Annotated in this window: 15 protein-coding genes; 4 read left to right on the top strand and 11 right to left on the bottom strand. The window is 66.2% G+C overall.

The genetic code is table 11. The features are described 5' to 3' along the window. Positions 1-5 precede the first annotated feature (5 nt). Complete coding sequence (locus NVV90_RS09655; protein WP_258440924.1) at positions 6-1,235, top strand: MFS transporter; 1,230 nt, start codon at positions 6-8, stop codon at positions 1,233-1,235. 271 nt (positions 1,236-1,506) lie between these two features. Then, positions 1,507-2,055 (top strand): TOPRIM nucleotidyl transferase/hydrolase domain-containing protein, encoded by a 549-nt coding sequence (locus NVV90_RS09650; RefSeq protein ID WP_258440923.1) that lies wholly within the window; start codon positions 1,507-1,509, stop codon positions 2,053-2,055. Between the two features lie 40 nt (positions 2,056-2,095). Here the strand turns inward: NVV90_RS09650 and NVV90_RS09645 are convergent, their stop codons facing one another. The 6 genes from NVV90_RS09645 to NVV90_RS09620 all read right to left on the bottom strand — a co-directional run bounded on the left by NVV90_RS09645 (position 2,096) and on the right by NVV90_RS09620 (position 9,184). After that, a complete protein-coding gene (locus NVV90_RS09645; protein WP_258440922.1) occupies positions 2,096-3,634 on the bottom strand; it encodes an FAD-dependent oxidoreductase in 1,539 nt (512 codons plus the stop codon). After that, entirely contained in the window at positions 3,631-5,070 is a 1,440-nt protein-coding gene (locus NVV90_RS09640; RefSeq protein WP_258440921.1) for an FAD-dependent oxidoreductase, read from the bottom strand. The genes NVV90_RS09645 and NVV90_RS09640 overlap by 4 nt, the downstream gene beginning before the upstream one ends. A gap of 23 nt (positions 5,071-5,093) precedes the next feature. After that, positions 5,094-6,479, bottom strand: coding sequence for a flavocytochrome c (locus NVV90_RS09635; protein ID WP_258440920.1), 1,386 nt, complete (start codon positions 6,477-6,479; stop codon positions 5,094-5,096). Between the two features lie 85 nt (positions 6,480-6,564). Then, positions 6,565-7,398: an SDR family NAD(P)-dependent oxidoreductase gene (locus NVV90_RS09630; protein WP_258441130.1), complete on the bottom strand. Its 834-nt coding sequence runs from the start codon at positions 7,396-7,398 to the stop codon at positions 6,565-6,567. A 10-nt stretch (positions 7,399-7,408) separates the two neighbouring features. Further along, positions 7,409-7,774 carry an NIPSNAP family protein gene (locus NVV90_RS09625; RefSeq protein WP_258440919.1) on the bottom strand — a complete coding sequence of 122 codons (366 nt, stop codon included), beginning with the start codon at positions 7,772-7,774 and terminating at the stop codon, positions 7,409-7,411. A gap of 3 nt (positions 7,775-7,777) precedes the next feature. Next, positions 7,778-9,184, bottom strand: a complete 1,407-nt coding sequence (locus tag NVV90_RS09620) for an MFS transporter (RefSeq protein WP_258440918.1) — start codon at positions 9,182-9,184, stop codon at positions 7,778-7,780. Positions 9,185-9,338: 154 nt separating this feature from the next. Here NVV90_RS09620 and NVV90_RS09615 point away from each other — a divergent pair, with 154 nt between their 5' ends. Next, positions 9,339-10,112, top strand: a complete 774-nt coding sequence (locus NVV90_RS09615; RefSeq protein WP_258440917.1) for an IclR family transcriptional regulator — start codon at positions 9,339-9,341, stop codon at positions 10,110-10,112. Between the two features lie 172 nt (positions 10,113-10,284). Here NVV90_RS09615 and NVV90_RS09610 read toward each other — a convergent pair whose 3' ends face one another. Further along, positions 10,285-10,872, bottom strand: coding sequence for a VOC family protein (locus NVV90_RS09610; protein ID WP_258440916.1), 588 nt, complete (start codon positions 10,870-10,872; stop codon positions 10,285-10,287). Between the two features lie 109 nt (positions 10,873-10,981). Further along, positions 10,982-12,685, bottom strand: coding sequence for a BTAD domain-containing putative transcriptional regulator (locus NVV90_RS09605; RefSeq protein ID WP_258440915.1), 1,704 nt, complete (start codon positions 12,683-12,685; stop codon positions 10,982-10,984). 131 nt (positions 12,686-12,816) lie between these two features. Between NVV90_RS09605 and NVV90_RS09600 the strand changes: the two genes are divergently transcribed. Then, on the top strand, positions 12,817-13,473 hold the full coding sequence (locus tag NVV90_RS09600; RefSeq protein WP_396125396.1) for a peroxiredoxin: 657 nt from the start codon (positions 12,817-12,819) through the stop codon (positions 13,471-13,473). A gap of 83 nt (positions 13,474-13,556) precedes the next feature. Here NVV90_RS09600 and NVV90_RS09595 read toward each other — a convergent pair whose 3' ends face one another. The 3 genes from NVV90_RS09595 to NVV90_RS09585 form a co-directional block, all read right to left on the bottom strand. After that, the gene (locus tag NVV90_RS09595) at positions 13,557-17,273 is read right to left on the bottom strand and encodes a PKD domain-containing protein (RefSeq protein WP_258440913.1); all 3,717 of its coding nucleotides are present in this window, start codon (positions 17,271-17,273) and stop codon (positions 13,557-13,559) included. Positions 17,274-17,359: 86 nt separating this feature from the next. Further along, positions 17,360-19,135: a DUF5605 domain-containing protein gene (locus NVV90_RS09590; protein ID WP_258440912.1), complete on the bottom strand. Its 1,776-nt coding sequence runs from the start codon at positions 19,133-19,135 to the stop codon at positions 17,360-17,362. Between the two features lie 31 nt (positions 19,136-19,166). Then, the gene (locus NVV90_RS09585) at positions 19,167-22,043 is read right to left on the bottom strand and encodes an alpha-L-rhamnosidase (protein ID WP_258440911.1); all 2,877 of its coding nucleotides are present in this window, start codon (positions 22,041-22,043) and stop codon (positions 19,167-19,169) included. Positions 22,044-22,059 lie beyond the last annotated feature (16 nt).

Raw genomic sequence — 22,059 nt, 5'->3', positions numbered from 1 at the left:
TGGTATTGCTCTACACCGTTAACTACAGCGACAAGATCCTGCTCGGACTTGTCGCCCAACCCCTCAAGGACGAATTCGGCCTCACCTCGGCCCAAATCGGGCTGACCGCCAGCGTGTTCTTCTTCGCGTTCTCGGCCGGCGGATTCTTTGCCGGACTGATCAACAAGTGGGCCTCCCTCAAATGGTCGCTGATGGCGTTGGCCGTCATTTGGGCGGCCTGCATGGTGCCCATGATCGTCGCCGGCAGTTTCATGGTCCTCCTGGCCAGCCGCTTCCTGCTCGGTCTGACAGAGGGTCCTTCCGGTGCTCTCATCCACACGGCCGTGTATTCATGGCACCCAGTGGAAAGGCGTTCGATGCCCGGGGCGTTCATCGCATCCTCAAGTTCGCTGGCAAAGATCGCCGTTGCACCGGCATTGGCGTTACTCATTGTGCAGTTCGGCTGGCATTCCGCCTTCGTGGCCATGCTGGTGGTGGGCCTGGGCTGGTGTGCACTGTGGTACTTCACCTGGCGGCCGGGGCCCTATGGCGAAGTCCGGATCCCAGCCGTCAAGGGTTCGGCCACGGATTCATCTCCCTCTGTTCCGTGGATGTCGATCTTCCGCACGCCGACCTTCCTGGGTGCGGTTGCGGCCGTGGTCCCCATGTACGCGCTGCTGACCGTTGTCCTCACGTGGTTGCCGTCATACTTCGAGGTCGGATTGGGTTTCACCCGCCTACAGGCTGGAGCGATGTTCGGCTTCCCCAGCATGGCCGCCATGCTCGCAATGTTCGCCAGCACGTACTTCAGCGACAGGTTCATGAGCCGGGGCGTGAGTTCAAGGATCATGAGGGGAATCGTCCCGGCGTCAGGACTCCTTGTCTGTGGCCTGTCCATGGCCGTGCTGCCCTATATCGGCACTCCCATCGTGGTCGTGGCAGTTGTCTCCATCGGCTACGGAATCGGCTGCATCCTCGCTCCCATCATGAACGCTGCCATTTCGCAGATCTGTCCCAAGCATCAGGTGGCGGGTTCGCTGGGCATGTTCCTTGCCCTGATGGCCCTCGGAGGCATCGTGGCTCCGCCCTTGACGGGACTGATCGTGGACCAGGCAGTTTCAGCGGCCGTCGGATACGCACAATCCTTCCAAGTATTCGGCATTGCTGCGATTGTCGGCGCGGTTCTGGCCATGATCCTGGTGAACCCCGCCCGTGACGCGGTACGGGTGATGGCACAGCTTAGGAGTGCTGACTGAGTCGTTGGCGAGCGTCCCGCGTTGACGCAGGCCCCGGCTCAGGCGGATCGGTTGGGCGGCGGTAGATCCGGATTTCCTTGCCGGGGGTGTTCGATTCAACGATGCGTCCGTGCACACGGTTGGGAAAGGACGATGCTGCGGCCCATGCAACCGGAACCAGTCGCTTTGTTCCACGATCCGCTTGCCGACCAGCCGCTGCCAAGAGACCATGCACCCGCCGACAAACGGCCGAAGCCGGAAAGCCGTCCTGCACGTCCGCCATACTGGTTCCATGCAGGCGACTACGGTGTTGGTTGAGGGCGAGAGTGACCGGCTGGCGGTCGAGACGCTGGCCGTTCGCCTTGGCCATGACCTGGCAGCCGAGCGGGTATCGGTCGTACCGATGGGAGGTGCCACCAGCATCGTCCATTTCCTCGACCGCTACGGCCCGAATGGTGGGGGCGAGCGGTTGCTTGGTCTGTGTGATGCAGGTGAGGCCCGTGGCATCGCCCGTGCGCTCGACCGGGCAGGCATAGGGTCCGGTCCGCTGGACGGGCTGGGGTTCCACGTCTGTGACGCCGACCTGGAGGACGAACTCATCCGCTGCCTTGGGATCGATGCCGTGCTCGAAGTCATCGCGGCTCAAGGCGAGCTCGCGTCGTTCCGGCTGCTCCAACGCCAGCCGTCACAGCGAGAGCGGCCCACAACGGCGCAATTGCGCCGTTTCTTCGGAGGACGCAGCGGTAACAAGGTCCGATACGCGCCACTGCTGGTCGACGCCTTGCCGGCCGGACATGCGCCCCCGCCGCTCGCCCGCCTCGTTGCATCATTCTCACAGTGATCCACCTGTCCAAGAGCGGTCATCCACCACCTCGCCGAATTCAGCCGACTGCGACGCTCTCAACGGCCTCAAGATCGAGGCGGTTTTGGGCCTGGGCCACGTTGCGGCCGGCGAGGCGGCCGGAGACCATCGCCCATCCGATATGCAGGCCGTGGTTGAGGAGCTGGAGGCCGCCCTGGCCTGTGGATCCTGCGGCCCAGAGCCCCGGTATTGCCTCGCCGCCGGCCTGTGTCACACGCAGATGGGTGTCCACGGCGAGACCGCCGTCGGCAAGGGTGATGAAAGCGTTCATCGGGCCCAGAGCGTAGAACGGCCCCTGCCCGACGCCGTCCCCCAGGTGCTGCCGGTCGAACCTGCTGTCTTTCCCGTTGGCGACATCGGCGTTCCATTCCTCGACCGTGGATTTCAGAACTGAGGGCGTGACCCCGATGCTCGTAGCGAGTTCCTCGATGGTTTCAGCCCGGTGGTAGACGTCAGGCCGGAAACGCTTGTAGTCGTCGACATAGGCGTAGGCCACCCCGGGGAAGGTGGAGACGGGGTTGGGCCAGCTGGAGAATTTCCTGGCCACGCGCTCGTCAAAGATCATGAATGCTGTGTTCTTCCCATCAGCCGCCGCGGCGCGCGCCATGAGCTTGTCTGAGTCTTCGTTGGCAATCCGATTCCCGGAATGCCCCACCAGGATGGCTCCTGCCTGGTACATCGTGTTGTTCGGTCCCACCCAGCTGGTCAGGGCGCCACGAATGACGTAGGCGAGCAGGTTTTTTGGCAGCCGCTCGACGACGATGCGCATGGCCTTGGAGAGCCAAGGATGCGAGGGCAGGATCTTGATGGGGTCGGGCCGCTTTGAGGGAGCGAACCGCAGTCCTTCGTAGAGGCGGTCCATCTGGATCATGACTCCACCGACGTCGGTGCCCAGCTTGAACCCGTCCCCGGTGCTGTTTTGGTTCACCGGCGGCACCTTGGAGGCAGCCTCTCCGACGAACTCGGCCTTCATCTCGGTCGAGGCGGAGTAGTCACCGGTGGCCAGGATGACGCCGCGGCGCCCAAAGAATTCGGTTCCGTTGGCGTGTGCTCCGATGATCTCGCCCGCGGCGTTGCGGAGGAGTTTCTCCACGCGCATGGAGGTGCGCACTTCAACGCCGCGCTTCCTGCATTCGCGGAGCAGAGCCGAAGCGTAGGCGGAGGAGTTCGGCAGGACGTTGTGCATCCGTGGCTTCTCGTACGGAGGCTCGGGGGTCGGTCCGAGGAACTGTACGCCGATGCTGGAGAGCCATTCCACGGTCGGTCCGGCGTTCTCGGCCAGGATGCGGCGCAGCTCCTTGTTCTCCCGGTCCTCGAAGTGGCCGTTGGCCACCTTCATGTCCTCGACGAACAGCTCGATGCTGTCGTTGACGCCGGCGCGGTACTGGTAAGAGGTGTTTGCCGCCGTGAATGACCCGACCGACATTGCGGTGCTGCCCCCGACCTTGGGGCACTTTTCGAGCAGGATCACAGTGGCCCCGCTGGTCGCTGCGGAGATGGCCGCACTCATTCCTGAGCCGCCTCCACCGATGACGAGGACATCCGCGGTGGTTCTCATGCTGTTTCTCCGTTTGTCGTCGCGTACGCGGGGCTGATGGAGGCCGTGCCGCGGTTGATTTCGACGGCGGAGGCCTGTTGGGATGCGGATCGACCGGCCCAGCGTCCGGTGATGTATCCCGGTGCCAGCCCTCCAGCGTAGCCGTAGTTGGACAGCCCGCCGATGTCGGCTCCTGCGGCGTAGAGGCCGGGGATGGGCCGGCCGTCATGGTCAAGGGCCTCGCCGTCGGTGTTGGTGCGCACTCCCCCGAAGGTGAAGGTGATGGATGGCTGGACCATCAGGGCGTAGAAAGGTCCCTGTTGCGGGGCGCGGGCCGTGCCGGAGACCTTGATGCCGCGCGCGACTCCTCCGCCGGAGGCCACCGCATCGGTGTAGGATTCCAGGCTAAGGCCCAGGGCTTCGCGGTCGATTCCCCATGCCGCGACCTGGTCCAGCAGCTCGGGCAGACTGCCGGCCACCGCGTGGAAGCCGCCGGCTTCCACTGCCGTAGCGAACCGGTCAGTGGCTCCAAGACCTGGGAACGGTTCCTCGATCGCTTCGGTGCTGCGCACGTGCTCGTCGAAAATCAGCACCCCCCGGGCCTGTGGTTGGAAGGTGACGGCCTGGTTGAGCAGTTCGTCACCGTTCGTCTCATCCGTGAACCGCTCTCCAAGCAGGTTCACCAGCACGGTGGAGCCGGAGTAGTACTGCGAGTACGGCAGGTAGTCCTGCGCCTGGAACCGGCCAACGGGATAGGGAAGCAGGTGCCCGTAGAAGGTGCTCATCGCCGTCGTGCCCCCTGCTCCGGCAGAGCGGGCCAGGCGCAGCCCGTCGCCGACGCTGCCGGGATTGGAACGCAGCATCAGCCGATCGGCGTTTGGACCAATGTGGCGGGTGAGTTCATCGCGGGCGCCTTGGAAGCCGCCGGTGGCCACAATGACCGCCTTTGCTTCGTAGCGCACCAGGCGCTTCCCATCCTCACGGGCAATCACCCCCGTGACGCGGCGGCCGTCGTGAAGCAGCTCGATCACCGGCGCATTGGTGTGTACCTGGCCTCCCGCTGCGATGATTTCCGCCCTGCACCAGGCAAGGGTTGCGTGAATGTCGGTCGAGTAGCCGATGCCGAACGTCATGATGTCCTGCTTGGGCTCATCGGCCACTCTCACGCCCGAGGCGCGCAGCTCGGCGAGCGCCTCTTGGTAGTCCCCCACCACTCGTGCGCCGAGCTCCAGGTTTCCCAGGGGGATGCGGGCTTGGTAGGCCTCGACGGTGGGCGCGGTCCAGAACATGCCTGCCGACAGGGCGGCTGACCCGCCGAAGGTGTCCGACTTCTCCAGCAGCGCCACGTTCGCCCCGGACCGGGCCGCCGTCATGGCCGCGGCTGAGCCGCTGACCCCGGACCCGACGACGACGACGTCCACCTGGCGTGTCTCGTCAACGTTTTCATGATGTGACATGGAAATACTCCTCTGTGGTGATCTCATCGGACGCCGACGCCAAGCCTTGAGGCGGCGTGCTCGGCCGCAATGCGGCCGAACACGGCGCCCTTGCCCAGGGACGTGCCCGTGATGTAAGCCGCACCGTGGAATCCGCCGGTGACTTCTCCGATGGCGTAGAGCCCGTCGATGACCTCGCCGTTGACGTCGCGGACCTGCCCTCGATCGGTGATCGTCACGCCGCAGTACGTGGTGGTCATCAGTGACTTGGCGGGGTAGGCGTAGAAGGGAGCCTCGTCGATGGGCAGCAGTTCACCGACCCCGTTACACAGGTTGCTCCGACCGACCTCGTCCGGTTGCCCACCGACAACGGCGGCGTTGTAGAGACGGATCGTCTCGGCCAGGGCGCCAGGGTCAATGCCGGCAATTTCGGCGAGTTCCTCGAGGGTGTCGGCTTTGTGCACGTGTCCGATGTCCTCGAGGGTATCGATGTCCTTCAGCGGGATGCCCCTGTGGGACTTCGCCCGTACTTTCGCATCGAAGATTTCGAAGCCGAGTCCCTCGGGCTGGTCCAGGACCACTCGGCCAAGTGTCTTGTAATCCTGGGACTCGTCGACGAAGCGCCGGCCGTGCTTGTTCACGATGACGGCCCCCATGTAGTAGGCCGTCAGCAGTTCGTGGAAGTCCTCGCCGGTGTCCGGGTGGGAGCCGTACGTTCCGCTGACGAATGACATGTCGGCCATGCCGGCACCGAGCTTCCACGCCATCCGCAATCCGTCCCCGGTATTGCCCTTTCCCCCGTAAGGGATGGCGGCCAACTGCTCGGGAGCGAAGGTCTTCAGCAGCTCAGTCCCTCGGCTGAATCCGCCGGTGGCCAGGATGACACCAGCTGTTGCCGTGAACTTTTCCTCGGACTGTTCTGACCGGGTGATCACCCCCGTGACCCGTCCCGAGTCGTCCTGCACCAGCCGCACGGCCCGGTAGTTGAGGAGCGTCCGTCCTCCGGCGGCGGTGAAGTCGCGGTGGAGTGAGGCCAGGACTTCCGTTATCACCGAGTTGTGGCTGCGGCGTGCCGACTGCCCGGAACTGATCTCCACCTCGCGGAACTCCACTCCGTGATGCTTGAGCCACCGGTAGGTCTCCTGCTGGTGGGTGAGGTAGGCCTGCAGCAAGGCGGTGTCGTTGAGGTACTGTCCGACCTCGAGCATGTCCTGCAGGAACAGTTCGGGAGAGTCCTCGATGCCCTCCGCTTCCTGCTCTTCGGTGCCGGTGAACGCGAACCAGCCGCCGCTCATCGCGGAAGACCCGCCAAGGCTTGCGGTTTTTTCCAGCAGGACCACGTTCAGGCCCGCCTCAGCAGCTGAGGTTGCGGCCGTCTGCCCGGCGATGCCGGAGCCGACGACAATCAGATCGTATGTATGTTCGCGCATGGTAGTAGTGCACGCTCGCTTTCGGATGTATTGCGGAAGACTGGAACGGTGACCCCGGGGTTCGGCGCGGCGTGTCCGTGGGCGATCAGCAGGTAAGCCAGCCGCCGTTGATGTCGAGGCTTATGCCGGTGATGTAGCTGGCCTGCTCGCTGATGAGGAAGGCGACCGCGTCGGCGATCTCTTCGGGCCTCGCGAAGCGCTTCATCGGCACCTGACCCAGGAGCCTCTCATCCACGGGAACCTCTCCCATCATCGGCGTCTGAACGAAGCCCGGGGCAATTCCATTGACGCGGATCCGCCGGCCGGCCAGCTCGTGCGAGAGGCTGGCGGTCAGGTTTTGCAGCGCAGCCTTTGACGCCCCGTAGGCCGCAGTGCTGGGCAGGAACGGACCGAATCCGGCATCGGCCGGGCCACCGGTGCCCAGCTTCGCCGTGATGGAGAGCAGGTTCACGATGCTCGCGCTGCCGTCTGTGGGCATGTACCGGAATGCCTCCCGGATGAGGAAGAAGGGGGCGCTGACGTTGACCGCCATCACCTGGTTCCATTCCTCATCGCTGAGCTCGAAGAACGGGATCTTCCGGCCGTTGCGCTTCGGGGAAATGCCGACGGCGTTGACCAGGACACCGATGGGAGCAATCTCGGCAGCGAGCACGGCCAGCTCACGGTTGACCGCGCTGTCAGTGAGGTCGCCGCCGAAACCGCGGTGATCCGCGCCGTCGATCTCCGGAAGGCCGGCCGCGGCCTGATCGGCAGCGTCCTGGTTAATGTCGGCCACAACAACGGCATAGCCCTCGGCTGCGAGGCGTCGGCTGATCGTCCTGCCCATGCCGCCGGCCCCGCCGGTCACAATGGCTGTCCGGGTGACCGTGTTGATTTCCGGGACTGCCCGGTCGGTGGATTCGGGGAGCGTGATTTCCATGGTGGGCACCTCAGTTCCTGGTGAAGGCAGTGTTGGCGTCATCGACAGTAACGGGCAGGGAACGAATGGGTGAGAAAGAGGTGGGATACATGATTTTGTTCTCCATGGTCATGATCATGGGGCGGATGATGGCCAGGCATTCCTGCCACCGAGTGTTCTTAGCCAGATCGGCCCGGCGTGTTCGCCGGTCCTCGAGGTCCGTGTAGGCCCAAAAGTGGTTCAGCTCGTTTTGGCGGCCGAACTCCGTCACGAAGTATCCGAGGAAGCCCCCGAGGATTGGCTTTTGCGCGGGCAGCCCGATCTGTTCGTACGCCTCGAGGTACTCCTTGAGACTGGCCCCGGTGTGCAGGATGTAGGTGCGCTGCTCGACGATCATCGGTTACTTCATCATGGCGTTGGTCGAGACCTGAAAGTCCGAATCACCGGTTTCGGCGGCCGGTACGTAGCGTCCGAACCGATGCGACTTCCCTTCAAGGGTCTTGCCGTCACCCATCAGGAGCATGTTGATCAACGCGGCGACAATGATGACGACCCAGAAGATGGTGATCGAGACGGTGTTGCCGTCGCTGATGGTCATCAGCCATGAGGCGAGGAAAGGGGCAGGGGCCGCGAAGATCAGGTTCGACCCCGTGAGTGCCAATGCAGATCCCGTGTACCGCATGTGGGTGGGGAAGGCCTCGGCGAAGAGGGCCCCCTGACCGGCGTTGCCGAACTGTGCCGAGACGAGGGCGAAGGCGACCACGGCAAGTGCCAGCGGGAAGCTGCCCAGATTTGCGACCGGGAAGAAGATGAAGGCCGCAAGCAGGGTTCCGGCCGAGCCGATCATGAGAATCTTGCGACGACCGTAGACGTCGGACATCCGGCCGCCCCACCAGATCGCGATCACGGACAGGAAATTGGAGATCATGATGATGGTGAACGTCTCGCTTTGGGTGAATCCGTGGCTGGTCAGGTAGCTGATGCCGAAGACGGAAACGATGTAGAACGTGATGACGATCGGGGCGAAAGCCAGGATCAGCCGCAGAATGGTCGCGCCTTGCGTCTTCATCACAATCGCCGGATTGCTCTGCTCGGTCGCAAGCTCCTTAACGCCCTCCCTGAACACCGGAGTCTCTTCAACCTTAAGACGGATATAGATGCCCACTGCCACAAGGAAGATACTCAGCAGGAACGGCACCCGCCAGCCCCAGGCAAGGAATGCCTCCCCGCTCAGCACTCCGGAGAGGACTGCCAGCATGAGATTGGCCAGCACCTGGCTGATGGGCGATCCCATTGCCATGAGGGCCCCGTAAAACGACCGCCGGTCTGCCGGAGCATGCTCCATCGTCATGAGTTGGGCTCCGGTGGCCTCACCGCCCAGGGCAATGCCCTGGATGAAACGCATGAGGACCAGCGCCAGCGGCGCGATGAACCCGATTGCGGAGTAGGGCGGCAGCAGTCCGATGATCATTGACGCCGCGCCCATGAGGACGAAAGTGGTCAACAGGATCTTTCGGCGGCCGAACCGGTCTCCCAGATAGCCGAAGACGATGCCTCCCAGCGGACGGGCGAAGAAGCCGACGCCGAAGGCAGCGAATGAGGCCAGCAAACCGATTGCGGGGTCCAACTTGTTGAAGAACACGGCGGGAAAGACGGTTGCTGACATCGCTCCGTAGATGGCGAAGTCGAACCATTCGAGTGCGGAGCCGAAGGTTCCGCTAACGACGGCGCGCCTGGCCTGGGGTGGGGCCGGCGTGCGGGTTCGCAGCGGGCGCTTCACGGACGGGACGGGGGTGGGCTGACTCATCAAGACTCCTTTGTCGGGTGAGCGGATTATTGGGGATGCCAGGCGTGGCGATCGGTCAAGGAATCTTGATCCGTACTGCGCCGTGTCGTACCTGGAACTGATGCAACCGTAGCCCCGCTATTGTTTGTGGCGCAATAGATGTTAGAGTTATTGCGTGATACGCAATGAAGACTCTTCCCGTGTGGAGGCCGTACATCGGGCCTTGGTCCTGTTAAAGCTGATGGCCGAGAAAGGCTCCCTCAGCGTCACCGAGGCCGCAAAGGAACTTGACGTCAACCCGTCCACGGCGCAACGCCTGCTCGCCACCCTGGTGGGAGACGGCTTCGCGCGGCAGGGAAATCAAAAACGCTACTCCCCCGGCCCGGAGTTCCTGCGGCCTGGCATGATGCAACCGATTCCGCCCCTGCGCCTCCGCGTTCGGCCATACCTGGAGCGCCTCTCTGAACGAGTAGGCGAGACAGTCCATCTGGCGACGCTCGTCGGCACCGAGATTCACCATCTCGATGGCATCGAGGCCACCACCCATGCCTTGCGCTTCGGCCTAAGGACAGGCGTCGTACTTCCAGCCCACGTCACCTCGGCGGGCAAGGCAATGCTCGCCGATCTGACTCCGCAAGAGGTTGATGCCCGATACAAGATCGCGTCAGCGGGCTCCGGGCGACGCGACATGAAAATCGATCCCGCCCGAATCCATGCGGATCTGGAAAAAACCCGCAGGGCGGGCGTGGGCGCAAACTACGAGGAAAGCGAAGGCGGGGTCGCCGCCCTCGCTGTCTCCCTGGGAGTGATTGATGGCGAACATGCGGCACTCAGCGTTGCCCTGCCCATAGCTCGGTTCACCCGGGAAGACGCAAGACGCCTTGCCAGCTGCCTTGTGCAGACCGCCAAGGAGTTCAAGGAGCACGAAACCTCTGCTGCGATTTCATGACCTGATGACGAGCGCCTTGGCCCGATCAGGCGCCTTCTGCGAGTTTGGCGAGCTCGCTCCGGGCGGCCTGGACGAGTTCGGCGTTCGTGTGGGCATGGCCCCAGAGACCCCGGCCACCCTCGGGCGCCTCGGTCAGCGCCTCGGTCAGGAGGACCCATGTGGCGCGCTCCGCTCAGCGCGGCAGTGGGTTCGGGCCAGTCGCGGTGACCAGACGCTGCGGGACCCAGCCGTCGACATGGTGGACGCCGTCGAACGTCCCGCCCTGCAGCTCGATCACCGCGCGCAGCGGACGGCGGTGGAACTTCACGTGAGTGAAGTCCTCGAACAGGACGTAATACGGCTCGTTCCACTGGTTCTGGAACTGCTGGCCGGTCAGCGCCGCCCGATGCCGGCGGGAGAACGCGTCGACCTCCTCGCCGACGACCACGCCGACGTGCTCCATGCCCATCTTGTAGACGCGCTGGTGGACGGGCGGGATGAGCTCGATGAGCGGGATCGCCTGGCCGTCGAGGACGCGGAGCGGCTCAGCGAGGAGGATCATGGACATCGGCCGCCCGTTCCAGACGTTCTCCACATTGGCGATGGCGTGGCGTTCGAGCAGCGTCCGCAGGTGGACATACTGGTCCCACTCCGGCACGCGGACGGCGAGATGGCTCAGCTCGTAGGGCGCGATGTCGATGCCTCGGGCGAGCAGGCGGTCGCGCTGCTGCGCGGCGAACGCCCGATAGTCTCCGATGATGTCGCCGACCGGATCGGCCATCGCCATCCTCCTCTCAGCCGTCATCTTACGACGGGGTATGCGGCGAACGTATCAGACCACCCCACGCCGGGCAACGGAGCGGCCTGCACCGGCGGGCCCGAAATCCCACTTAGCCGGCAAGAGGCGTTCCGCTCGTCATTGGCGATCCTTGTGCTGCTCGGGTCAGGCAGCGTTGCTCGTCTTGGCGCCTGCCCAGCTCGCCAAAACCAGCCGCCGCTTCCCGAAACAGGGCGATGGCTTGATCCTCATGACCCTCTGCGCGGCGCAGGACCGCCCGCGCTTCCCAGACGGCAGCGTGCCATGGCCCCCCAGGCCACATGCCAGCGAGCTGTTCAGCGTTGGCGAGCCGGCGGCGGGCGGCGTCCAGCTTCCCCGCCAGTGCGTAGTTCGTCGCGGCGGCGACTTGATATCCCATCGAGCACGGCAGGCAGACGTTCCTAGCGGCGAGAGCGGCGTCGGCTCGCTCGATGATGCGGACCGCTTGCGCCGGAGATCTCGCTGCCTCGGCGAGCACCCCATACAGCCGTACTCGGAGGTGCGGCTCAAGCCACGTGGACGCGGCGGTAGCCAAGGCGCGACTGGCTGCCGCCGCGGCCTCCTCGGGCCGATCCTGCGCGAGGTCGACCTCAGCCAGTCGTTGCAATGTCACGATCTCGCCAGCCGGGGCCCCGGCCCGGCGGTGCAGTTCGAGCGCGGACTGGAGCAGGCTGCGCGCGTCGCCGAGTTCACCGGAGAACAGTGCTGCCTCCCCCAGCAACAGCTCGGCGATAGCCTGGCCGCGCACCGAGCCTGCCCGCTCGGCGATCGTCCGCAGACGCGCTACTCGGCGCGCAATGTTCCGGTGCCCGTCCGGTCCGCACAGGCAGAACTCGGCGAGGCACAACTGTGCGTCGAGAATGTAGCCGGAGCGCTCGGAGTCGTGTCGCGTGAACTCCACGAACTCGGCCTCGAACGACTCGGGCCAGCGGTCCTGCATGTTCGCCGCGATCGCCAACACCGCGCTGGCCTCACCGATCTCCCGGCCCAGGTTCGCTTCCATGGCCAGCTCGCGTGCATGCCGGGCGTATAACGTGGCTTCGATGAGGTCGCCGCTATTGAGGGCGATGAGTGCACGCGCCAACGTGGCCCGCATGCGATTCTCAGTGCGCCGGCTGTCCTCGGCGATGGCCTCCTCGTAAACCGCGACCGTCGCCGCCCCTGGGCCGACGCCCAAGTCGGCCCGCAACCGCCGACAGAGTCGCTCGAACTGGCGGATCGCGCCCTGGCGATCGCCGGCGTCGAGCGCGCGAACCATGATCGCGCGGTGGGCGTCCTCGTCCGCTGGCTCGACCTTGACCACGTCGTCCCACCTGGCCGCAGACTTGAGCAGACGCAGGTACAGCGTGCGCAGCCGCTCGCGGGGATCCTCGGCCCACACGGCGAATCGATCATCAGGAAGCAGCTCGCCTCCATACAGGGCCAGTGCCTCGGCCACCCCTGCCGCTGCGGCGAGCGCGGCGCGCCCGTCCGCTTCGAACCGCTCCGCGTCTATGGAGACCTCGGCGTCGGGCAGCAACACCAGGAGGTCGCCGCTCGCCTGCACGGCGTCGGGCGAGCCAAAGGCGGCGCGCGCGAAATGCATTGCCTTGCGCAGGTTCGAAGCGGCAGCTTGTGCGCTGAGATCGGGCCAGAGCAGATCCGCGACTACTTCCCTATGCAGCCGGCGCCCCTCCGCGAGGGCAAGGATCTTGACGAGACCGGCCGCCTTGGTCCGTTTCCACACGTCGCCCGGAACCGTCCGGCCGTCAATCACGACGCGGAACGCGCCCAGCATGACGACGGCGCACCTCTCCACGCCCTCATGGTAGCTGGGGGAACGGTCGGGGAACAGAGTCGCCCTACCGTCAGAAGTGACGGCGAGCCAATTGGCTCCGTCTTCACATCACAACGCCCCAGGAGGACATGATGGGACTGCAACTCGGGGAGATCGCACCCGATTTCTCCGCCAAGACGACCACCGGCGACATCCGCTTCCATGACTGGCTCGGAGACTCATGGGGAGTGTTGTTCTCGCACCCGAAAGACTTCACCCCCGTCTGCACCACCGAGCTCGGTTACATGGCCAAGATCAAGCCCGAGTTCGACCGACGCAGAGTCAAGATCATCGGCTTGTCCGTGGACTCGACAGCCGATCACGAGCGGTGGGCCGCCGATATCGAAGCGACACAGGGGGCCCGCCCCAATTACCCCGTGATCGGTGACGACGACTACACCGTGGCGAAGCTTTACGGCATGCTCCCGGCGGTCACGTCCGGGGACGCCAAGAGCCGCACGCCCGCGGACAACCAGACCGTCCGCAACGTGTTCGTCATCGGGCCGGACAAGAAGGTCAAGCTGATCCTCGTCTACCCCATGACGACAGGACGCAACTTCGACGAGGTGCTTCGCGTCATCGACTCGCTTCAGCTCACCGCGAAGCACCGGGTGGCGACGCCGGTCAACTGGAAGCAAGGCGAGGACGTCATCATCGCCGGCTCCGTCGCAAACGGCGAGGCCCGCGAGATCTTTGGCGATTGGAAGGAGCCCATGCCGTACATTCGTATCGTCCCGCAGCCGGTGTGATCGCGCGTGAGTCACAACCGTCTCGACGGCGGGAACCTCCCGCCGTCGTTCGCTTGATGACTGCGAATTTCAGGCGCAGGACACTAGCTGGCCGGTTTGAGGGCGGTCCGCCAGACTGCGACGGCTTTGGCTGTGCTGAAGGTCCAGGTGGCGGTGCCGGTGGCACCGGCGAACGGTTGCGTCTTGTCGGCCAGCTCGGCGATTTGGCCGCCGGCTGCCTCCCATCGCTCGGTCCACCCACTGGGCGGGGAAGCGGCGGGCGTTGACGCGTCAAAGCCGATGCCGCCAATCAGCATCGCGCCGTTGCTGGTTGTGGTGATGCTGGGCGCGGTGATGCTGGTGGCCGTGTAGCTCGTGTTGACGGCCGTGGCGACAGGGCTGTCCAGCGGCGTTGTGTTGTTGACGCCCCGGTAGGCAGTGACTCCGGCGCCCCACTTCACGGCTGGGCTCAAGGTCCAGATGTAACTCGCCGGGTCGGACGAGCCCACGACGTGGTAGAAGACGAACACTCGTGCCCCGGAGTTTGACGAGCTGTTGATCGGCAATGCATTCACGATGGGGAACCAGCCGGTGGGGACGGAGGCCATTGAGGGGTTCAGATCCGCGGTGATCGATGCGACAAGCACATCTTGGGCGGAGGTACCGGACGGCGCGGTCAGTGAGACCATGGTGGTGGCCGTCGCCGAATAGGTGGTGGTTGAACCGACGGCGGTCACCCCGGATGCCTGCGGAGCCGGGTTGACGGTGATCGTCACCGCCGCAGTGGTCGAGCCGGCCCCGTTGCTCGCGGTCAGTTGGGCAGTGTAGCTGCCGGCCGCGGTGTAGGTGTGGGACGGGTTCTGGACCGTGGACGTGCCCCCGTCGCCGAAACTCCACGACCAGGACGTCGGTGCGCCCGTCGACGTGTCCGTGAAGCCCACCGCCAGCGGCGCCGTGCCCGACGTCGGCGTGGCCGTGAACCCCGCCACAGGCGCCTGCGGAGCCGGGCTGACGGTGATCGTCACCGCCGCAGTGGTCGAGCCGGCCCCGTTGCTCGCGGTCAGTTGGGCGGTGTAGCTGCCGGCCGCGGCATAGGTATGGGACGGGTTCTGGACCGTGGACGTGCCCCCGTCGCCGAAACTCCACGACCAGGACGTCGGTGCGCCCGTCGACGTGTCCGTGAAGCCCACCGGCAGCGGCGCCGTGCCCGACGTCGGCGTGGCCGTGAACGCCGCCACAGGCGCCTGCGGAGCCGGGTTGACGGTGATCGTCGCCGTCGCCGTCGTCGAGCCCGCCCCGTTGCTCGCGGTCAGTTGGGCGGTGTAGCTGCCGGCCGCGGCATAGGTGTGGGACGGATTCTGAACCGTGGACGTGTCCCCGTCACCGAAACTCCAGGACCAGGACGTCGGCGCACCGGTCGAGGTGTCGGTGAAGCCCACCGCCAGCGGCGCCGCGCCCGACGTCGGCGTGGCCGTGAACCCCGCCTCAGGCGCCGGCGGGGCCGGGCTCACGGTGATCGTCGCCGTCGCCGTCGTCGAGCCCGCCCCGTTGCTCGCGGTCAGTTCCGCCGTGTAGCTGCCGGCCGCGGCATAGGTGTGGGACGGATTCTGAACCGTGGACGTGTCCCCGTCACCGAAACTCCAGGACCAGGACGTCGGCGCACCCGTCGACGTGTCGGTGAAGCCCACCGCCAGCGGCGCCGTGCCCGACGTCGGCGTGGCCGTGAACCCCGCCACAGGCGCCGGCGGGGCCGGGCTGACGGTGATCGTCGCCGTCGCCGTCGTCGAGCCCGCCCCGTTGCTCGCGGTCAGTTGGGCGGTGTAGCTGCCGGCCGCGGTGTAGGTGTGGGACGGGTTCTGGACCGTGGACGTGCCCCCGTCGCCGAAACTCCACGACCAGGACGTCGGTGCGCCCGTCGACGTGTCCGTGAAGCCCACCGGCAGCGGCGCCGTGCCCGACGTCGGCGTGGCCGTGAACCCCGCCTCAGGCGCCGGCGGGGCCGGGCTCACGGTGATCGTCGCCGTCGCCGTCGTCGAGCCCGCCCCGTTGCTCGCGGTCAGTTCCGCCGTGTAGCTGCCGGCCGCGGCATAGGTGTGGGACGGATTCTGAACCGTGGACGTGTCCCCGTCACCGAAACTCCAGGACCAGGACGTCGGCGCACCCGTCGACGTGTCGGTGAAGCCCACCGCCAGCGGCGCCGTGCCCGACGTCGGCGTGGCCGTGAACCCCGCCACAGGCGCCGGCGGAGCCGGGCTGACGGTGATCGTCACCGCCGCCGTCGTCGAGCCCGCCCCGTTGCTCGCGGTCAGTTGGGCGGTGTAGCTGCCGGCCGCGGTGTAGGTGTGGGACGGGTTCTGGACCGTGGACGTGCCCCCGTCGCCGAAACTCCACGACCAGGACGTCGGTGCGCCCGTCGACGTGTCCGTGAAGCCCACCGGCAGCGGCGCCGTGCCCGACGTCGGCGTGGCCGTGAACGCCGCCACAGGCGCCTGCGGAGCAGCACCCAGGCTCTTGTCAGCGAACCAATAGCGCTTGGCTACGTTGTCGCTGGCCATTACGACAAGGCCGGTGGAGCCGTTGACGCTCTGCTTGGTGGTGGTTACATTGTTCATGTTTGCGGAGGCAGCGTCCTGGATCACAGGGGTGCCACGTCCGGATCCAAAGACGGGGTTGTCCATGGATGCGGTCTTTTCATAGATGCTGCCTGCCACGCCGGAGTAGGCGCAGCCGCTGACCGACGTTGACGGTGCGGTTTGGAATGCGTGCACGAGGTTGTTCTGGGTGTCCAGCACAATCTGCGGGCGCGTGACACAATCGCCGGCCGTGGAAATAGTCGACTGCGAGAAGGACCCCGTGCCGGGTTTGAACACCAGCAGCAGCAACTGCGGCAGCGTCGGGTCGGAGGAGGTTTCATTAAGGCTGGTCTTCACCGCAGCGAACACCCGGCCGGAGTTGTCGGCCATCAGGGCTTTGAGGTTCAGGTGATCATCGGCCTGCTTATTGCCCTTGATCGCCGGCTGATCATGCCACGATGAGGACGCCGTAGGGTTGGTGCCATCGGTGCGGGTCGCCCAGTACACGGTCCCGCTGAGTTGGTCGCTCCACATCACTCCGATCTTGTTCGGTCCGAAGGCTACGACGGCCGAGATGTCATCCGGCGCGGGGTGCGGATCGGTTGCCGGAATGACGAACGGGGTCGCCCAGCTGCTGCCGCCCGGCGCGGAGTAGTTGACGTAGACAGTGTTGGTAAACCCGCCGGACGAGTTGCGTGCGACCTGCGTCCAAGTGGCCCAGATGGCGCCCGTGGAGTCCTGGTCGATGGTCATCGTTTCACTGCTGTTGTCCGTGATGATGGTGGGGAAACCGCCGTCCAGCGTATACGTGCCCCCGGAGTAGCTGTATCGGTACAGCTTGGCCGGCCTGCCGGACTTCGACGCCGCGGGCGCCGTATCGCTGGACACCGTGACGACGTGGGAGGCGATGTACAGATGGGTGCCGTCCCAGAGTGTGTCCGCCAAGGTGGTGCCGCGGCTGTCATTCAGCAGCCCGGTGTCCACCCAGGTCTTCGTGCTGCGGTCCAGCCGGTAGATGTGCCATCCACTGCCTGTTGTCCACATGTCCGCCCACCACGAGCCGTCGTTCCACCACAGCTTGCTCTGGGGCTTGTCCGACGTCGGCGGATTACTGACACCGGAATAGCCGACACTTGGATAGCCGTAGTTATTGGTAGCGGATGCAGCGGTGGTAGTCCCAACCAGCACGCTGGAAACCAAGGCGCCCACTACGAGCACCCTGCTAAGCCAGCGGAGAGTGCTGCTCATCTCCATCGCCGTTTCATTGGGGCGTTTCGGCCGAATCCAATGTTTGTTTGAGCTTAGGACGACGCCGGGCGATGCGCAAGCAATTCCTAGATCGAAGCCGCGCGGATCCTGACGGCGACGAACTGCCGCCCGGGCAGCTCCACCCGGAACCGTCCCTCCACCGTGCCCGGCAGGGTATCAATGGTCATGTTCCAGGTGTCGATGATGTCCACCACGTACTTCCGCCCTGCGGGCATCACGAAGTTCCGGTACGTGGGCTGGTTGAAGCCGAAGTAGCTGAGTTCGTACTCGTACCGGATGCCGGCGGTGGGGACGTCCCAGGCGCTGGGCAACGGCTCCAGGAACCCTCCGGGAGTCTCTGCCACGATGCGGCGCAGGAACGCGATGCGCTCCGGGCTGCTGCCGTGGAACTCCCCGCCCTTGGCCCACCACAGGATGTCCTGGGCGTGCATGTACGTTTCGCCGTGACCCACATAGCCGCCGCGGACTGCGCCTTCCCAGAACCGCCGGGTCATCTCCTCGCCGGTGATGTTGCCCCAACCCTGGTCGATGTTGCCCTCGTAGGCGCACTCGTCGATGACCACCGGCTTCTGCCAGCGGTCCCGCCACTCCCCCGTGAACTCGGCGGTCTTGTGCACGTCCTGGCGCTGGATGCTGCTGTGCGTGATCCACGGACGGCTGTAGTCGTAGAAGGCATGGCAGTTGTGGATGGACAGCAGGTGCCCGCTGGGGTCGTTGGCCTGCACAATGCCGGCGAAGCGCTCCCAGTCCTCGGTGGTTTTGCGGAACAGCAGGTCGTATTCATTGGCCAGGGACCACCAGATGTTCCGGTGCGACGCCAGCCGGGCCACCACATACTTCAGGTAGCGGTCATCCTGGCCCGGGGTCATGGCGGAGAAACCCCAGCGGTCGTAGGCGTGGAACAGGATGAGGTCAGCTTCGATGCCGAGTTCGTCCAGCTGGCTGATGCGCTGTTCGAGGTGGCGGTAGAACGCCGGGTTGGGCCGCTCGTAGTCGAAGCCGGCAGACAGCGATCCCTCGAAGGGGTAGAACTCAGGCTCGTTCTCGTTGAACAGGTAGGACTTCGGGAAGACGCACATGCGCATCTTGTTGAACGGTCCTGCGGCGAGCGTGTCCAGTGTCTGCTTCTCCAGGGCATCGCCCTGGTGGGTCCAGGCGTAGGCGGTGGTGCCGATCGGCAGGTAGGGCGTGCCGTCCTGGTACGCGAAGTGGAAGGTGTTGGCCACCCGCACCACGCCCCGCACGCCGGCCGCGGCCTCCCCTGCAGCGAACGAACCGGTGATGCCGTCCAGCGAGCGGGCGTTGCTGAAGGTGGCAAAGGTCCAGTCCCCCGTTTCCGGGAGCAGGAGCCTGGCCTTGTAATTGCCGTCGCCGTCGTAGAAGCCGGGGACGCTGAGCACCGTGCCGGACGGGGCGGTGAACTCCACACGGAGTTCGACGTCGGTGAACGGGTTCCCGTGCGAGGGCCCGGCGAGGGCCACTTCGAAGCGTGCCTGCGCGGCCGCCGTCGTGGGCAGCGTCACGGCGGCGCTGGCGCGTTCCACGGTTTCCGGCTCGTAGCCGGCATCCGGGGCGGGGACGTCGACGGCGGCTGCCGCCTCGCGCTGGGCGGCGGTGTCCTCGGGTTCCAGCTCGCCGATCAGGCGGAGGATCTCCGCGACGTCGGCGGGCTTCCCCTTCAAGGCCTCTTCCGTCCCCAGGATCATGCCCACCTCATGGAAGTACAGGGTGTGCAGCAGCGGGTTGTTCGTCAGCGTGGGGACGCGTTCATTCAGGATGCGGTGGCCTTCGGCGTGCCGCATGACGAAGTACAGGGGGCTCTCAGCGGTGAAAGTTGTCATTGGTGCCTTCTTGATTTCGGGGCTTGGGAGGTCAGGAGTTTTCGGTGGTACGTGCGGAGCGTTTGGTGGAGAGGGCGGCCAGTGCGGCGGCGATGTCCGCTTTGACTGCGGGCTGGGTGAAGATCAGGCTCTGGTCCAGGGTGGTCTGCCGGTACCAGACGGTGTCCTTGCGGAACGCTGTCGCCCCGGCGGGATCGTGGGCTTCCATGGCCTGCCACGCCGCGGCATAGGCTGCGGGGTCGTCCATGATGTCCGCCAGCGGGGAGTGCAGCGAGACCGCGCCAGGTTCCGGAGCCGCCGCCGCGGCGGGAACGTCCCAGCGGTGCCGGCCCGAGCCCACCACAAATTCTGCGGAACCGTCAGGGAGTGAGACCTCGGCCGTGGTGCCCGGCGGAACGGTGGCGTCCACCAGGATCCGGTCCCCGTCGTGCTTCCACGCCACCCGGGCCAGCCCGTAGGGGGTTTCGTGCGAGGTCGAAGCGTGCTGCAGGCTGCGCAGCGGGCGTGGTGCGATGCGGAGTTTCCGGTAGCCTGGCGCGGCCGGGGCCAGGCCAGCCACGGTGCGGTGCATCCAGTCGGCGATGGCGCCCAGCGCGTAGTGGTTGAAGGAGGTCATTTCGCCGGGGTTGACACTGCCGTCCTCCAGGATGGAGTCCCAGCGTTCCCAGATGGTGGTGGCGCCCTGCGTGACAGGGTACAGCCAGGACGGGCACTCGGTCTGGGTGAGCAGCCGTTCGGCGGCCTCCAGGTGCCCGGTGGCGGTCAGGGCGTCGGCGATCAGCGGTGTGCCCACGAATCCGGTGGCGATCCGGTAGCCACCCAGCCGGGCGAGCTCGGCGAGCCGGTCGCCCAGGGCCTGGCGCTGAACCGGACCGGTGCTGATGCCGAACATGAGGGCCAGCGAGTAGGCGGTCTGGGCGTCCGACACCATGCGGCCGGCGGGCGTGACGTACTCGGCCAGGAACGCCTGCCGGGTCTCCTCGGCGAGCGCAGCGTAGGTGCCGTGGTCGTCGTCGTTGTCCAGGACGGCGGCCGCCCGGGCGACGAGGTCCAGGGAGCGGAACAGGTAGGCGCTGGCCACGATGTCGCCATGGGTGCGGGCGGCGCCGGGCTTGTCCGGCGGTGCGGCGGGGTCCAGCCAGTCGCCCAGCTGCATCTGGCCCTGCCACAGCCCGGAACCGTCCCGGACCTTCAGCAGGGCGTCGGCCCAGTCCCGCATGCTGGCGTATTGCCGGCGGAGCAGTCCGGTGTCCCCGAAGCGTTCGAACAGCACCCAGGGGACCACCGTGGCGGCGTCGCCCCAGGCAGCCACCGGTGATTCGAGCATGCCCAGCACGGACGGGACGATGATGGGGACCACGCCGTTGCGGTGGCCCTGTTCGAGGGCGAGGTCCTGCAGCCAGGAGCCGAGGAAGCCCAGCGAGTCGTACAGGTAGCTGGCGGTGGGGCTGAAGACCTGGATGTCGCCGGTCCATCCCAGCCGTTCGTCGCGCTGCGGGCAGTCGGTGGGGAGTGCCAGGAAGTTGCCGCGCATGCCCCAGAGGGCGTTTTCGTGGAGGCGGTTGAGCAGCGGCTCGGAGCACTCGAACCAGCCGGTGCGGCGCATGTCGTTATGGATCACGACGGCGGTGATCGCCGCCGGGTCCAGCCCGCCGGGCCAGTTGTCCACCTGGGCATAGCGGAAGCCGTGGAAGGTGAAGCGTGGTTCCCATTCCTCTTGACCGTTGCCGGCGAGGGTGTAGCTGTCGGTGGCGGCCGCCTGGCGCAGGGGGCGGAGGGACAGCTCGCCGTCTTCGAGCACCTCGGCATGCCGGAGCGTGATGGTACGGCCTGCTTCGCCGCTGACCCTGATCCGCAGCCGGCCCACCAGGTTCTGGCCGAAGTCCAGCACGGTGGCGCCGGAGGGCGTGGTCAGCACCTCCACCACGGACAGCTCCTCGATGCGGCGCACGGGCGGGGCGATGGCCGGGGTGGCCTCCGCCCAGTCGCCCTCGGTGAGCGGCGCGGGGAGCCAGTGGGCGTCGTCGAAGCCGGCTGCGGACCAGCCGGCCTCGGCCCGGCGGGCGTCGTGGGCTTCGCCCGCATAGATGCCGCTGGAGACGAGCGGCCCGCCGGTGGTGGCGCGCCAGCCCTGGCCGCTGGCCACGGTTTCCCGCCACCCATCAAGGTATTCGAGCAGCAGCTCCACCTTCACGGCAGGCTGCTCCCCATAGAAGGGTTTGGCGAAGCCATGGAAGCCGTACTTTTCGGTGAACCAGCCGCCGGCCAGCCAGATGCCGATGGCATTGGCGCCCGGCGTCAGGAGTGCCGTGACATCCGTGGTTTCGTGGCTGAGGCGGTCCGCGTAGGCCGTCCAGCCCGGTTTGAGGACTTGGTCATCCACCTCCGTCCCATTGATCTCGGCCTGGTAGACGCCGTGGGCGGTGGCGAACAGCGTGGCCTTGGCCAGCCCCTCCCCCACCGTGAATTCATGCCGGAGCTGGCCGGGCTGTCCCAGCGGCACATCCCCGGCGGGTGCCGGCAGGCCGATGGCCTGCGCCTGCCAGGGACCACCCAGCCAGCCGCCCACCAGGGTCAACGGCCCGCTCCACTCGGTCGTGCCGCCGTCGTTCCCGGTGACCCGGACTTCCACGTCCACCTGCTCGCCCGCGGAGATGGCCCCGAAGGGCCACTCCACCAGCACGGACTCCGGGCCCTCGCAGACCGTGGACTCCACGGCGCCGGCACGGGTGATCCGGAGCTCCGCCCGCGTCTGCTGCCAGTCGCGGCTGTCCGTGGCGGTGACCCAGCTGAGCCGGGGCCGGGGCACAGCCACGACCGGGGTGTCCTGCCGGTACTCGGCCGTGAACCGGCTGACGGCTGCCTGCTGGCGGATGGCTGACTGCGGCGTCAGGGACGTGGATGTCACGGAAGGCCTTTCGGAA

Source organism: Arthrobacter sp. CJ23 (genome assembly GCF_024741795.1).
Classification (GTDB): Bacteria; Actinomycetota; Actinomycetes; order Actinomycetales; family Micrococcaceae; genus Arthrobacter.
Note: the sequence above shows the minus strand (reverse complement) of the source record. Positions and strands in the feature narration are given on the sequence as shown.